The sequence below is a fragment of the Sphingobium sp. genome (assembly GCA_023266575.1).
GTDB lineage: Bacteria > Pseudomonadota > Alphaproteobacteria > Sphingomonadales > Sphingomonadaceae > Sphingobium.
The window spans coordinates 93,448-106,118 of sequence record JAHFPV010000010.1 but is presented as its reverse complement, the minus strand read 5'-3'; the positions used below and the strand labels follow the sequence as shown (position 1 = coordinate 106,118).

The 12,671-nt window shown below is 64.5% G+C and carries 12 protein-coding genes; 4 read left to right on the top strand and 8 right to left on the bottom strand.

The annotated features are described in order from the left end of the window. Window positions 1-139: 139 nt before the first annotated feature. Window positions 140-460, bottom strand: a complete 321-nt coding sequence (locus Q0D44_RS11460; protein ID WP_294136703.1) for a hypothetical protein — start codon at window positions 458-460, stop codon at window positions 140-142. A 38-nt stretch (window positions 461-498) separates the two neighbouring features. On the opposite strand from Q0D44_RS11460, the gene Q0D44_RS11455 reads away from it, so the two are divergent. Next, on the top strand, window positions 499-1,623 hold the full coding sequence (locus Q0D44_RS11455) for a serine hydrolase (RefSeq protein WP_294136701.1): 1,125 nt from the start codon (window positions 499-501) through the stop codon (window positions 1,621-1,623). Here the strand turns inward: Q0D44_RS11455 and Q0D44_RS11450 are convergent. The 7 genes from Q0D44_RS11450 to Q0D44_RS11420 all read right to left on the bottom strand — a co-directional run bounded on the left by Q0D44_RS11450 (window position 1,620) and on the right by Q0D44_RS11420 (window position 8,782). After that, window positions 1,620-2,408 (bottom strand): PhzF family phenazine biosynthesis protein, encoded by a 789-nt coding sequence (locus Q0D44_RS11450; RefSeq protein WP_294136699.1) that lies wholly within the window; start codon window positions 2,406-2,408, stop codon window positions 1,620-1,622. The two genes, Q0D44_RS11455 and Q0D44_RS11450, sit on opposite strands and share 4 nt — an antisense overlap. 81 nt (window positions 2,409-2,489) lie before the next feature. Further along, window positions 2,490-4,271 carry an SLC13 family permease gene (locus tag Q0D44_RS11445; protein ID WP_294136697.1) on the bottom strand — a complete coding sequence of 594 codons (1,782 nt, stop codon included), beginning with the start codon at window positions 4,269-4,271 and terminating at the stop codon, window positions 2,490-2,492. 253 nt (window positions 4,272-4,524) lie between these two features. Continuing rightward, complete coding sequence (gene aroC, locus Q0D44_RS11440) at window positions 4,525-5,610, bottom strand: chorismate synthase (protein ID WP_294136695.1); 1,086 nt, start codon at window positions 5,608-5,610, stop codon at window positions 4,525-4,527. Then, window positions 5,607-5,981 carry an endonuclease domain-containing protein gene (locus Q0D44_RS11435; RefSeq protein ID WP_294136780.1) on the bottom strand — a complete coding sequence of 125 codons (375 nt, stop codon included), beginning with the start codon at window positions 5,979-5,981 and terminating at the stop codon, window positions 5,607-5,609. The genes aroC and Q0D44_RS11435 overlap by 4 nt, the downstream gene beginning before the upstream one ends. Before the next feature lie 117 nt (window positions 5,982-6,098). Beyond that, the gene (gene fabI / locus Q0D44_RS11430; RefSeq protein WP_294136693.1) at window positions 6,099-6,905 is read right to left on the bottom strand and encodes an enoyl-ACP reductase FabI; all 807 of its coding nucleotides are present in this window, start codon (window positions 6,903-6,905) and stop codon (window positions 6,099-6,101) included. Further along, window positions 6,902-7,858 carry a YihY/virulence factor BrkB family protein gene (locus Q0D44_RS11425; RefSeq protein WP_294136691.1) on the bottom strand — a complete coding sequence of 319 codons (957 nt, stop codon included), beginning with the start codon at window positions 7,856-7,858 and terminating at the stop codon, window positions 6,902-6,904. The genes fabI and Q0D44_RS11425 overlap by 4 nt, the downstream gene beginning before the upstream one ends. A gap of 15 nt (window positions 7,859-7,873) precedes the next feature. Continuing rightward, window positions 7,874-8,782, bottom strand: coding sequence for a J domain-containing protein (locus Q0D44_RS11420; protein ID WP_294136779.1), 909 nt, complete (start codon window positions 8,780-8,782; stop codon window positions 7,874-7,876). Between the two features lie 180 nt (window positions 8,783-8,962). On the opposite strand from Q0D44_RS11420, the gene Q0D44_RS11415 reads away from it, so the two are divergent. The 3 genes from Q0D44_RS11415 (at window position 8,963) to Q0D44_RS11405 (ending at window position 12,478) form a co-directional block, all read left to right on the top strand. Next, entirely contained in the window at window positions 8,963-10,306 is a 1,344-nt protein-coding gene (locus Q0D44_RS11415) for a hypothetical protein (protein WP_294136688.1), read from the top strand. Between the two features lie 86 nt (window positions 10,307-10,392). Then, the gene (pdxH, locus tag Q0D44_RS11410) at window positions 10,393-10,968 is read left to right on the top strand and encodes a pyridoxamine 5'-phosphate oxidase (RefSeq protein WP_294136686.1); all 576 of its coding nucleotides are present in this window, start codon (window positions 10,393-10,395) and stop codon (window positions 10,966-10,968) included. Between the two features lie 178 nt (window positions 10,969-11,146). After that, window positions 11,147-12,478 carry a dicarboxylate/amino acid:cation symporter gene (locus Q0D44_RS11405; RefSeq protein ID WP_217674133.1) on the top strand — a complete coding sequence of 444 codons (1,332 nt, stop codon included), beginning with the start codon at window positions 11,147-11,149 and terminating at the stop codon, window positions 12,476-12,478. Window positions 12,479-12,671 lie beyond the last annotated feature (193 nt).

The window sequence follows — 12,671 nt, the reverse complement described above, 5'->3', positions numbered from 1 at the left end:
GCTGGGTGAGGGTGTAGCGACCGCACCGCTGCGCGCACGATCAGCGCCGATCCCCCTCATCCAACTTCGCCTAGGCGCCTTCGTCGCCAAGGCTGCGTATCCTTCTCCCCGCCGGGTAGAAGGTCGCTTCTGGCCCGCTTCACTCCACCGGATCGAGCAAGCAGCCCCAGCCGGGGCGGAAGCGGGCGGTGCGGGTGGCCATGAGCGGGACGCTGGCGTCGACAGCCTTGTCCTGTGGCCGGTCGGTCAGCCGGACCAGGGCCATGCCCGGTTCCTTGTCATCGTCGCAACTGCCCATGGCGCGGCCTTCGACATAGCGGCAGGAACAGGTCAGCCGCGCGCCATAGGCGGCGCCCAGCCGGGCCTGCTCACGCAAGGCATTCCAATGCCAGCCAAGCGCGACAAGAAGCGACAGGCAGAGCGCAAGGGCAAGATAAATGATCGTCCGGCGACCCGGCATATTCCCGACTCGGTTGAGGATGGCTAAGGCCGCGGCTTATGAAGACGGAATGGAACAGCGTAAAGCGGCTTGGTCTGGGCGTGGCCCTGGCTGCGCTGGTCGGCGCGGGCGGGCTTTGGAGCGTGCGTGCAGCCGATCCGCAGCCGCTCTATCGCGTGTCGCGCGACGCGGTGGTGGGCGAGGCCGCGCTGCGCGCCGCGATCGACCCACTGTTCGATGATTCGGACATGGGCGACACGCGCGCCTTGCTGGTGATGCGCGACGGGCAGATCATTGCGGAACGCTATGCGACCGGTTTTGGCCCGGACACGAAATTGCTGTCCTGGTCGATCGCCAAGAGCGTGACGGCGGTGCTGGTCGGGCTGATGGTGTCGGACGGGCGGCTGGCGCTCGACGCGCCGGTGCCGGTCGATGCGTGGCGCCAGCCGGGCGATCCGCGCGGGCGGATCACGCTGCGCCAGTTGCTGACGATGGCGTCGGGGCTGGACCATGTCGAGGATGGCGATCCGCAGCCCGCTGGCGATACGGTGCGGATGCTGTTTGCCGACGGCGCGCAGGATATGAGCGGCTTTGCGCAGGCCAAGCCGCTGGCCCATGCGCCCGGATCGACCTTTTCCTACTCGACCGGCAGCACGATGATCCTGACCGACCTGATGACGCGGATGCTGACCAACAGCGACGATCCCGATGCGCGGCGGCGGGCGATGCAGATGTTCATCGACGGCAGGCTGAAGGCACCGGGCCAGTTGCCCAGCCTGACCCCGGAATATGACGCGGCAGGCACGATGATCGGTGGCAGCATCCTGCACATGACTGCGCGCGACTATGGCCGCTTTGGCGAATTGCTGCGCCGCCATGGCCGCAGCCCGACCGGCCACCAGATATTGCCGGAAAAATGGATCGACATCATGACCACGCCATCGGCGCGCAACCCGGCCTATGGCGCGCATCTGTGGCTCAACCGGGAAAGCAGCGAGAGCGCGCTGATGCCGGGGCAGGCGCCCACAAGCCTGTTCGGCTGCGTGGGCCATAATGGGCAATATATACTGGTTTCCCCGTCGCAGCGGCTGACCGTCGTGCGGATCGGCATGTCGCCGCACAAGGAACAGCGGGTCGCGGTCAAGACGGCGCTCGCCCGGCTGATCGGGCTGTTTCCGGGTTAAAGCAGGAAGCGCCCCTCGATCACCGTCCGGCACCCGCCGGTCAGGATCACCCGGTCGCCCGCCAGCGTACAGCCCAAGCGCCCGCCGCGGGCCGAGGCCTGCACCGCGCTGATCGCCGTCTTGCCCAGCCGCGCCGCCCAATAGGGGGTGAGCAGGCAATGGGCCGATCCGGTCACCGGATCTTCATCCACCCCGCCGCCGGGCACGAAAACCCGACTGATGATGTCGCTATCGTCCCCCGGCGCGGTGGCCATCAGCAGCAGGTCGCCCGCCGGGCGGAGTGCGGCGAAATCGGGCGTCAGGGCGCGGATCGCGGCGGCATCGCGATAGACGAACATGGCATAGCCACCGTCGCGCCAGCGCGTTTCCAGCACATCGCCGCCCATCCCCGCCGCCAGATCGGGCAACGGCTTGGCCTGCATCTCCCATGCGGGCAGCGACAGTTCATAGCCCGCCCCGGCCCGCACGACCGCCAATATACCGGCATGGCGGGTGCGGAAACGGATCGCATCCCGATCGCCGATCAGCACATGGGCGCTGGCCAGCGTGGCGTGGCCGCATAATTTGACCTCCACCGTCGGGGTGAACCAGCGCAGCGCATAATCTGCGTCCGGGTCATCCGGCGTCGGAATCGTGAACGCGGTTTCGGAGAGGTTGTTTTCCGCCGCTATGCCCTGAAGCGTCGCATCGTCGAGCCATTGATCGAGCGGCATGACGGCAGCGGGATTGCCGGTGAATGGCGCGTCGGCAAAGGCATCGACCTGGGTGAAGGGCAGGCTGGGCATGGCGGGTTCCTCGATGGATAGAGCGCCGTGATGCCGGGCGCGCGGGCAGGCGAACAGGGCCGCCCGTGCGCGATTGGCCGCCTAGCCCAACAATACCAGCGCGCTGCACACCGCCAGCCCGACGATGATGTTGATCGGCACGCCGATCCGCACGAAATCGGCAAAGCGATAGTCGCCCGCAGCATAGACCAGCGCATTGGTCTGATAACCGATCGGGGTGGCGAAGCAGGCCGACGCACCGATCATCAGGGCGATGACCAGCGGGCGCGGATCGACCCCCAATTGCTGCGCCAGCGCGATGGTGATCGGCGTGAGCAGAGCCGCCACCGCATTGTTGCTGAGCAGTTCGGACAGCAATAGCGCGAAGAAATAGATGATGAACACCAGCGACCAGACCGGCGCGACGGTCAGCAGCGGAGTGATCCAGCCGACCATCAGCGCCACGCTGCCCGCCCGTTCCAGCCCAAGACCGACCGCCAGCATCGCGAAGATCAGGATCAATACGTCGCCGTCGATCGCCGCCCAGGCTTCTTCGGGGTCGATGCAGCGGGTCACGAGGATGATGCCGACAGCGATGAAGGCCGCCATGCCGATGCCGATCATGTCGAGTGCCGACAGCAGCACGACCGCCGCCATCGCCGCCATGGCAATCCACGCCTTGTTGCGGCGAAAAGCGCGGGTGCGGCTGATGTCGACGCCGATCAGGTGGGGATTGTCCCGCAGCGAACGGATAGCGTCGTCGCTCCCCGCGATCAGCAGCCGGTCCGCGCCGCGCACTCGCGCCTCGGCCAGTGCAGGGCCGGGCAGATGGCGCGACCGGTGGATGCCGATGATGCGGACGCGCAGGGCATGGAGGAAGGGAATGTCCAGCAACCGCTCCCCGATGGAAGGATGGCTGGGGGCGACCATCGCTTCGATCACCGTGCCGTCGCGCGCCGATGTGCTGGAATCGGCGGCCACGCCCAGATCGAACCCGCCCGATTCGCGCAGCGTCATGATGGCGGTGCCGTCGGCGCGAACGATCAGCCGGTCGCCGGAGCGCAATTCTTCGGTCAATATCTCGCGCCGTCGTATCTCGCCGCCGCGCTTGAGGCCGAGCAGCACGATCGAGGGGCTGAACAGGCCAAGCGCGCCAATCTCCCGCCCGATCAACTCGCTGTCCTGTGGCACCACCAGTTCGGTGAGATAATCCTGCACGGTGCCGCCAGTCTCTCCACTGATGGCCGGGGGATCGCTGGGCAGCAGAAAGGACAGGCAGAGCAGGGCAACGATCCCGGCGGCCGCACCGGCCAGGCCATAGGGGGTGATGTCGAAAATGCCGAACGGCTCCATCCCCTGATCGGCAGCGATGCCCGCGACGATCAGGTTGGTCGATGTGCCGATCAAAGTGAGGCAGCCGCCCAGAACCGCGATCGTGTTCATTGGGATCAGCAATTTCTTGACCGGATAGCCGGTTGCCTGCGCCAGTTTGAACATGATCGGGATCAGCAGCACGACAACGGGCGTGTTGTTGAGAAAGGCCGATAGCAATGCCGCGCCCAGCGCCACTTCGGCCAGTGCCAGCCGGGGATGTTTTTTGGCGCGCGCCATGATGAGGTCAGCGACCCGGTTGATCACCCCGGTGCGGATCAGCGCGCCCGACAGCACGAACATCGCCCCGACGGTCAGCGGCGCACTGTTGGAAAAGACGGAGAAGAGCGATTTTTCGTCGAGCAGGCCGAGCAGGGCAAAGGCGCAGGCTCCGACCACCGCGATGACCGTGGGCGAATAGCGTTCGCGCACGAAGGCGATGAACATCAATGCCAGGATCAACAGGCCGATTTCCGCGCGATACACGCCCAGCAGCGCGGTGATGAAGTGCATCTGTGTCTGTCCCCCGGATCGCGGCGTCGCATGTCCTGCCGTGGCAGAAACGAAAGGGGCCAGCCATGGTTGCATGGCTGGCCCGTATCGCGGCGGTATGGGGACGTTTTGTCGTCATGTCCGCGCTGTGCGTGGTGACGTTCCCCAGGCTTACGCTCTGCCGCTGGCCCTGTGGCGGGCCTGAAACGGAGCCTATCCTAAATTTGCCGAGTCGTCTCGCCTTTTCGGCGCAGGATCGCTTCGCTTTGGCGCGTCAGTCGGTTTCGGGGCGTTCGCCGCATTGGGCGCGGTGGAGCAATTTCTGGTCGGCCAGTACCAGCGCCATCATCGCTTCGACCACCGGCACGCCGCGTATGCCGACGCAGGGGTCATGGCGGCCCTTGGTGATGATGTCGGACGCCGCGCCTTCGCGCGTGACGGTTTCGACCGGGATCAGGATCGAGCTGGTCGGCTTGAACGCAACACGGACCTTGACCGGCTGACCGGTGGAAATGCCGCCGGCGATGCCACCGGCATGGTTGGCGAGGAAGATGGGGCCATCGTTACCCGGCCGCATCGGATCGGCATTCTGCTCGCCGCGCAGGCTGGCAGCGGCAAACCCGTCGCCAATCTCGACCCCCTTGACCGCGTTGATGCTCATCATCGCGCTGGCCAGTTCGCTGTCGAGCTTGGCATAGAGCGGCGCACCCCAGCCCGCCGGAACGCCCGACGCGACACATTCGACCACGGCGCCCAGAGAGGAGCCGTCGAGCCGCGCGGCATCGACCAGCTTTTCCCATCGCACCGCCGCCTGCGCATCCGGGCAGAAGAAGGGATTTTGCCCGATCAGCGCCGGATCGAAATTATCATAGTCGATGGCATCGCCGCCAATGGCGCTGACATAGGCGAAAATATCGACTTCGGGGATGACAGCGCGGGCGACCGCGCCCGCCGCGACCCGGCTCGCGGTCTCACGCGCCGACGACCGCCCGCCGCCGCGATAGTCGCGGAACCCATATTTGGCGTCATAGGCATAGTCGGCATGGCCGGGGCGATAGGCTTTGGCGACGTCCGAATAATCTTTCGATCGCTGGTCGGTATTTTCGATCATCAGGCTGATGGGCGTGCCGGTGGTCCGCCCTTCAAACACGCCCGACAGGATGCGCACTTCGTCCGCCTCGCGCCGCTGGGTGGTGAATTTGGACGTGCCGGGCTTGCGCAGGTCGAGCCAGGGCTGGATGTCGGCTTCGCTCAGGTCCAGCCCCGGAGGACAGCCATCGACGACCGCGCCGATCGCAGGACCATGGCTCTCGCCCCAGGTGGTGAAGCGGAACATACGACCGAAGGTGTTGAAACTCATATTCCCCTCTCCCCTTGGGGGAGAGGGAGGGGCCCGCCCGGCGCAGCCGGGTGGGAAGGTGAGGGGTTTTGGCGCGCCGTCATCAATATTGTCTCCAACACCCCTTCGATATTGCTCAACACATCCGCATTGGCGAAACGGACGATGCGGAAGCCTTCTCGTGCCAGTCTTTCCGACCGATGCCGGTCGGCTGCTTCCCTAACGGCATGGTCATCGCCGTCAACTTCGATGACCAGACGGAGATCGGCGCAATAGAAATCAGCGATGTAATCGACCAGCCAAACCTGTCGCCGGAATTTTAGTCCTGCAAGCTGGCGACTGCGCAATCTGGCCCAGAGCCGCCTTTCCGGCTCGGTCGGGTCGCGTCGCATGGCGCGAACCCGATTCAGCGAGTCTGGCGTTGCAGGATCAGGTCGCTTCATTCCCCTCACCCTCCCACCGCTTCGCGGCGGGCCCCTCCCTCTCCCCTAAAGGGAGAGGGTCAGTTGTCACTTGTCCAATGCGATGTCCGGGGCGTCCTCGGCCTTCATGCCGATGACGTTATAGCCGGCATCGACATGGTGGATTTCGCCAGTCACGCCGCTTGCCAGATCGGACAGCAAGTAAAGGCCCGCGCCGCCGACATCCTCGATCGTGACATTGCGGCGCAGGGGCGAGTTCAGTTCGTTCCATTTGAGAATGTAACGGAAATCGCCGATGCCACTGGCGGCCAGCGTCTTGATCGGCCCGGCGGAGATGGCGTTGACGCGGATATTTTCCGGTCCCAGATCCATCGCCAGATATTTGACGCTGGTTTCCAGCGCCGCCTTGGCCACGCCCATGACGTTATAATGGGGGATGACCTTTTCCGCGCCATAATAGCTCAGTGTCAGGATGCTGCCGCCATTGGGCATCAGCGCGCGGGCGCGACGGGTGACTGCCACGAAACTGTAAGCAGACACGTTCATGGTCAGCAGGAAATTTTTCAGGCTGGTGTCGACATAGAGGCCGCGCAGCTCATTCTTGTCGGAAAAGCCGATCGCATGAACCACGAAATCCAGCCCGCCCCAGCGCGCCTCAATCTCTGCAAAGGCTGCGTCCAGCTTGTCCATGTCGGTGACGTCGCAATCGATCAGAAAGTCTGATCCGACCTGCTCTGCCAATGGCCGGACCCGCTTGGCCAGCGCGTCGCCCTGATAGGAGAAAGCCAGTTCCGCGCCCTGTTCATGCAGCGCTTTCGCAATGCCCCAGGCCAGCGACTTGTCATTGGCCAGGCCCATGATGAGGCCACGCTTTCCTGCCATCAAGCCGTTCATATCGTCGTTCCATTCCCTTGGGTGTCCGGCGCTGCGGCCTCTTCCTCTTCGGGAAATTCCGCCAGCGCCGCATTCAGTTCCGCGCCAATTACCACGCCAAGCCCGACGAGAAAGAAAAAAATGAGCGTGATCATGACGCCCGCCAGACTGCCATAGGTGCGGTCATAGCCGCCCAGCAGCGACAGGGTGGGCGGCAACAGCAAGGTGGTTGCATACCACCAGAGCGATGTGGCGACCGCACCGGGCCATTTGGGAAAGCGGCGATCCTTGTACAGGGTCGGCGTCAGCGACACGAACAAGGACCAGAGCGCGACGCAGACGATGCCCATCGGCACCAGCTTGGCCGACGCCACCAGCGCGATCGCATCGTCGGCCCAGGGCAATATCTGTTGCAGAAACTGGTCGATGCCGGTGATGACGACCTGCAACGAGAAAGCGAACATCACCGCGACCACGCTGACGAGGGTGATGCCGACTGCGCCCAGCCGGTAGCGCCAGAAGGGCTTGGTGCTTTTGGTGCCATAGGCGCGGCGGAGAATGTCGCGGATCGTTTCAATCAGGCTGCCCACGGTCCACAGACCCACCAGCGCGCCCAGCCACAGCAGGGGGCCGGAGCGGGCGGCCAGCACATCGTTGATCGGCTGGCGCACGACCTCCGCCACCCCGCTCGGCACGGTGGTGAGGAAAGCGTTGACTGCCTGCACCCCGTCCTGCGTCCGGCCAAAGATACTGGCCACCGCCGCTGCGACGATGAAGAAGGGGAACAGCGTCATCAGCGAGAGATAGGCGAGGTTCCCGGCATGGATGAACCCGTCGCTATAGGTGCCGACCGCGACCCGCTTGAAAATCTCGAACGGGTGCGATCCGGGGCGGACGCGGTTGATGTGGCGGTGGATATGGCCCGCCATCCGCTGGCGACGGGATTCAGGCGACAGGGGCGAAGGCATGGGCATTCGCCCGATAACGCCCTAGACGCCCAGATGGGCGCGCACGGCCCGCCGGTCCTGCCAATTTTCCACCAGCGCCTGGATCGCCGGATCATCGGCGGGAACGTCGACCATCAAGGTGACGAGCTGGTCGCCGCGCGTGCCGTCCTTGCCGGTAAAGCCCTTGCCGCGCAGCCGCAGCGTCTTGCCCGACGCAGTGCCTGCGGGCACGCCCAGCATCACCGGGCCATCGACGGTCGGCACCTTGACCTTGCCGCCCCTGACCGCTTCGTCGAGCGTGATCGGCAGGTCGAGCCGCACATTGTCGCCGTCGCGGGTGAAGAAGGGGTGCGGGCGCAAGTCGATCGTGACGATCGCATCGCCCGCGCCGCCCGGTCCCTGCTGCCCCTTGCCCGACAGCCGCATCTGGGTGCCGTTTTCGACCCCGGCGGGCAGTTTCAAGTCGATGGTCTTGCCATCCTGCAAGGTGATCCGCTGCGGCGCCAATATGGCCGCGTCGGCAAATTGCACCGCCAGCCGGTAGGCGACGTTGGCGCCCCTGGGTAAAGGTGCCTGACGGCCAAAGCCACCGCCCGCGCGCCGCCCCGCGCCGCCGAACAATCCTTCGAAAATATCGCCGAAATCAGCGCCGCCCGTTTCAAAGCCGCCCGGCTGGCCGCGAAAACCGCCCCCGCCCCCGCCGCCGCCAAAACCGAAGGGCGCGGTCGGATTGCCATCAGCGTCAATTTCACCCCGGTCGAAACGGGCGCGCTTGTCCTTGTCGGACAGCAGGTCATAGGCGTTGGTCGCGGCAGAAAATTTCTCCGCAGCCTTGGGATTGTCCCGGTTTTTGTCGGGGTGCAATTCCTTGGCCAGCTTGCGATAGGCGGACTTGATCTCCGCGTCGGTCGCGCCGCGCGCGACGCCCAATGTGGAATAGGGATCGGCCATCATCTTACCTGTTGCGAAAAAGCATCACTTGGCGACTATGTGGCGGAGGATCGCGCGACATTCAAGCAATGGATGCGCGCCAAGCCCGCCATAACCCTGTTGGGGTATGCGCCCCGTCCCGCCAATTGCTAGCCGCCGCCTGTCTCGCGTGGGGAATGCGAGTATTTTGGGGGTTAAATCATGTTTCAGAAATTTGCATGGGGTGCCGTGGCCGCCCTGTCGATGCTCGGCCCGATCGCGACCAGCGCGCAGGCGCAGGTCGGCCCGCCGCCGCCAACGCCGCAGCAGCTCGACCAGCTGGAAAGCCTGTTCCGCATCGGCGTGACACTGGGTCTGCCAGGCGGCCTCACCCGAACTGACAGCTATGGCCTGGACATCGCCAATGACGGCCAGGATTTCATGAATCCGCAGCGTTTGCGCGAGCGTTATGGCGCGCAATATAATGATCTGCTGCCGGTCAGCGGCGTCATCGATTTTCGCGGCCTGCCAATCTATGGCTTTTATGACGCCAACAGCTCGGTATTCCGCATCTCTATCCCTGCGCTCGATGCGGAAGGCGAAACCTACCAGAACCGTTTTAACGGGGTGACGCGCCAGTCCTCCTACGACCTGTTCAACGAATATCTGGACGAGGTCGACAGCGCCGAAGCCGAACGGCTGGTGCGCCTGCTGCTCAAATCGCTGGCGCGCTATTCGCCGGTCGATCCGCTCGCGGGCAATCCCGGTTCGGTGCAGAGCGGCCTGATCCGCTCCAGCCTGGACCTGTCGTCGGGCGATTCGGCGATCGAACAGGCGGCCAATGGCGGCACCAACACGGCGGGCGACCCTTGGATCGTCGGCGCCAATTATAGCGGCGGTTCGTCGGATGGCGGCCGCTATGACTTCATGCGCGTGGACGGCCGGATTGCGCGCAGCTTCCGCCTGAGCGAAGGCGGCCGCGCCCTGCTGAAATTCGATCTGCCGGTCAGCTATTCCGAAGTGAACGGCGCGCGCGCCGCGACCGCCCAGTTCGGCGTCGGCGTCGAATTTCCACTGATCGCGCAGCGCTGGTCGCTCGAACCGCGGATCGGCTATGGCATTACCGGGTCGGACCAGCTCGGTTCGCTCGGCCATATGATCTCCACCACGGTGGCCAGCCGCTATGTGCTGGACGGACTGGGCCGGGGTCGGCTGATCATCGGCAACATGATCGGCTACACATCGACGATGAGCACCGGATTTACCGGCTATAACGTCAATCCGGGCCTGAAGAACTGGGCATTCCGCAACGGGCTGGCCTATGACCTGCCGCTCAAATTCCGCGGGTTCGGACGCAATACGTCGGTGCGGGCCAGCTATGCGCTGACCAACTATAGCGGCGACAAGCTCTATTATAACACCTTCCACGAAATGACCCTGTCGCTGGGCATCAGGGGCCGCGAAGAATCGGCGCGCAACGCCCGCGACCTCATCCGGCTGAACTTCAACCTGATCAAGGCGGGCGACTATACCAGCTGGTCGGCCGGTCTGGGCTTCCGCTTCTGAGGATGTAAGGGGGTGTCGCGCCGGCACCCCCTCCCCTTCGGTCAGCCCGTATCGACAGGGCCACGTCCGGCCCCTAAAGACCGGGCATGACCGATCCCTTTGCCCTGTTCGACGACTGGTACGCCCAGGCGCGCGAGAGTGAAATCAACGACAGCAACGCCATGGCGCTCGCCACCGCAGACGCGGACGGCCATCCGTCGGTGCGGATGGTGCTGCTGAAAGGGCATGGCCCGGACGGCTTTGTCTTTTACACCAATTTTGAGGGGCGCAAGGCGGGCGAGCTGCTGGCCAATCCCCATGCGGCCTTGCTGTTCCACTGGAAATCGGCGCGGCGGCAGATCCGGATCGAAGGCCCGGTCGGCCCGGTCGATGATGCGACTGCCGACGCCTATTTTGCGACCCGCAGCCGCGACAGCCAGCTGGGTGCCTGGGCATCCGACCAGTCCCGCCCCCTGCCCGACCGCCAGACCTTCATGGACCGCTATGAGGCTGAACGGGCGCGGTTCGAGGGCGGGCCGGTGCCGCGCCCGCCGCACTGGTCGGGCTTTTGCGTCACGCCGCAGCGGATCGAATTCTGGCAGGATCGCGAGCATCGTCTGCATGAGCGGCGGCTGTTCACCCGCGCTGGCGATGGCTGGAACGAGGGTTTTCTCTACCCCTAAGCGCTTCTGACGCCACCATTTCGGACGAAGCGAGGCGCGGAAAGCGTGCGCTTGTTCGTCTATGCTGATGCCCCCTGACGCGCGCCGATTGCCGGTGGCCCATGGGCCTGTTAGGTGTCGGCCTGACAGACGTAAAAGAAGCGCGGAGCTTTGGCTCCTGCGGCCTAGAGGGACACGGATGCGTAACAGACTGACGGCCTTCATTCTCACCGGCATGGTCCTGGGGGTGATTGTAGGCTTCGCAGCCAATCTGTGGGTTGGCAGCGACAAGACGCTGGCCAAGGATGTGGCTGGCTATTTCCACCTGCTGGCCGACATATTTCTCCACCTGATCAAGATGATCATCGCGCCGCTGGTGTTCTCCACCCTGGTCGCGGGCATCGCCCATATGGGAGACAGCGCCGCGCTGGGGCGGATCGGCGGGCGGGCGCTTGCCTGGTTCGTGATCGCCAGCCTGATTTCGCTGACTTTGGGCCTGATCTTCGTCAATTTCTTCGCGCCGGGGGAAGGGCTGAACCTGGTCCGGTCGGGCGCGGAATCGGGCGTGAATACCGAAGCGCTCAATTTCCGCGATTTCATCCTGCATGTCTTTCCGACCTCCATGGTCGGCGCGATGGCGGACAATTCGATCCTCCAGATCGTCGTATTCTCGCTGTTCGTCGGCGTCGCGCTGACCGCGATCGGCGAAAAGGGCAAGCCGGTCGTCACCGTCATCGAATCGATGGTCGAGCTGATGTTGCAGGTGACAGGCTATGTCATGCGCGTCGCCCCCTTCGCCGTGTTCGGGGCGCTGGCGTCGGTCGTGACGACCGAGGGGCTGGGCGTGCTGGTCACCTTTGGTGAGCTGATCGGTGAATTCTATATCGCGCTGGGCGCGCTTTGGCTGCTGCTGTTTGCGGCGGGATCGATATTCCTCGGCAAGCGGATGTTCACGCTGATCCGCTATGTCCGCGAACCGATATTGATCGCCTTTTCCACCGCTTCGTCCGAAGCCGCCTATCCCAAGATGCTGGAGCAGCTCGATCGCTTCGGCGTGCCGCGCCGTATCTACAGCTTCGTGCTGCCCTTGGGCTACAGCTTCAACCTCGACGGGTCGATGATGTATTCGACCTTCGCGACCATCTTCATCGCGCAGGCCTATGGCATCGACCTGCCGATCGCGACCCAGATAACGATCCTGCTGGTGCTGATGGTGACCAGCAAGGGCATCGCCGCCGTGCCGCGCGCGTCGCTGGTCGTGGTCGCGGCCACGCTGGGCCAGTTCGACCTCCCGGTCGAGGGCGTCGCCTTCATCCTGGCGGTCGATCATTTCATGGACATGGGCCGCACCGCCACCAACGTGCTGGGCAACGCCATCGCCACATCGGTCATCACCAAATGGGAGGGGATGCTGGAGGTCGAGGAGCCGATCGACGTGCCCCATCCCAAGGCACCGGCGCATACAGTCGCGCATGGCCGCGCCGGGCTGGAGCTGGCCCCCGACATGGTGGATGACGAGCGCAAGGGGTAGTCATCGCCTTCTCCCCGCCGGGGAGAAGGATAGGAAGCCTTGGCGACGCAGTCGCTTAGGCGGACTTGGAAGAGGGGGTTCGACGCAGAGGCGGCTGGCTTGCGTTGGCTTAGCACACCCTCTCCCTGCTACGACTAGGCAGCAAGCTGCCAAGTCTCCACACCCTCTCCCTCAAAGGGAGAGGGTTTAAGCC

Bases quoted from the DNA above. Each gene is read 5' to 3' on its own strand.
- Q0D44_RS11460 (WP_294136703.1), bottom strand. From the start codon at position 460: ATGCCGGGTCGCCGGACGATCATTTATCTTGCCCTTGCGCTCTGCCTG.
- Q0D44_RS11455 (WP_294136701.1), top strand. From the start codon at position 499: ATGAAGACGGAATGGAACAGCGTAAAGCGGCTTGGTCTGGGCGTGGCC.
- Q0D44_RS11450 (WP_294136699.1), bottom strand. From the start codon at position 2,408: ATGCCCAGCCTGCCCTTCACCCAGGTCGATGCCTTTGCCGACGCGCCA.
- Q0D44_RS11445 (WP_294136697.1), bottom strand. From the start codon at position 4,271: ATGCACTTCATCACCGCGCTGCTGGGCGTGTATCGCGCGGAAATCGGC.
- aroC (WP_294136695.1), bottom strand. From the start codon at position 5,610: ATGAGTTTCAACACCTTCGGTCGTATGTTCCGCTTCACCACCTGGGGC.
- Q0D44_RS11435 (WP_294136780.1), bottom strand. From the start codon at position 5,981: ATGCGACGCGACCCGACCGAGCCGGAAAGGCGGCTCTGGGCCAGATTG.
- fabI (WP_294136693.1), bottom strand. From the start codon at position 6,905: ATGAACGGCTTGATGGCAGGAAAGCGTGGCCTCATCATGGGCCTGGCC.
- Q0D44_RS11425 (WP_294136691.1), bottom strand. From the start codon at position 7,858: ATGCCCATGCCTTCGCCCCTGTCGCCTGAATCCCGTCGCCAGCGGATG.
- Q0D44_RS11420 (WP_294136779.1), bottom strand. From the start codon at position 8,782: ATGGCCGATCCCTATTCCACATTGGGCGTCGCGCGCGGCGCGACCGAC.
- Q0D44_RS11415 (WP_294136688.1), top strand. From the start codon at position 8,963: ATGTTTCAGAAATTTGCATGGGGTGCCGTGGCCGCCCTGTCGATGCTC.
- pdxH (WP_294136686.1), top strand. From the start codon at position 10,393: ATGACCGATCCCTTTGCCCTGTTCGACGACTGGTACGCCCAGGCGCGC.
- Q0D44_RS11405 (WP_217674133.1), top strand. From the start codon at position 11,147: ATGCGTAACAGACTGACGGCCTTCATTCTCACCGGCATGGTCCTGGGG.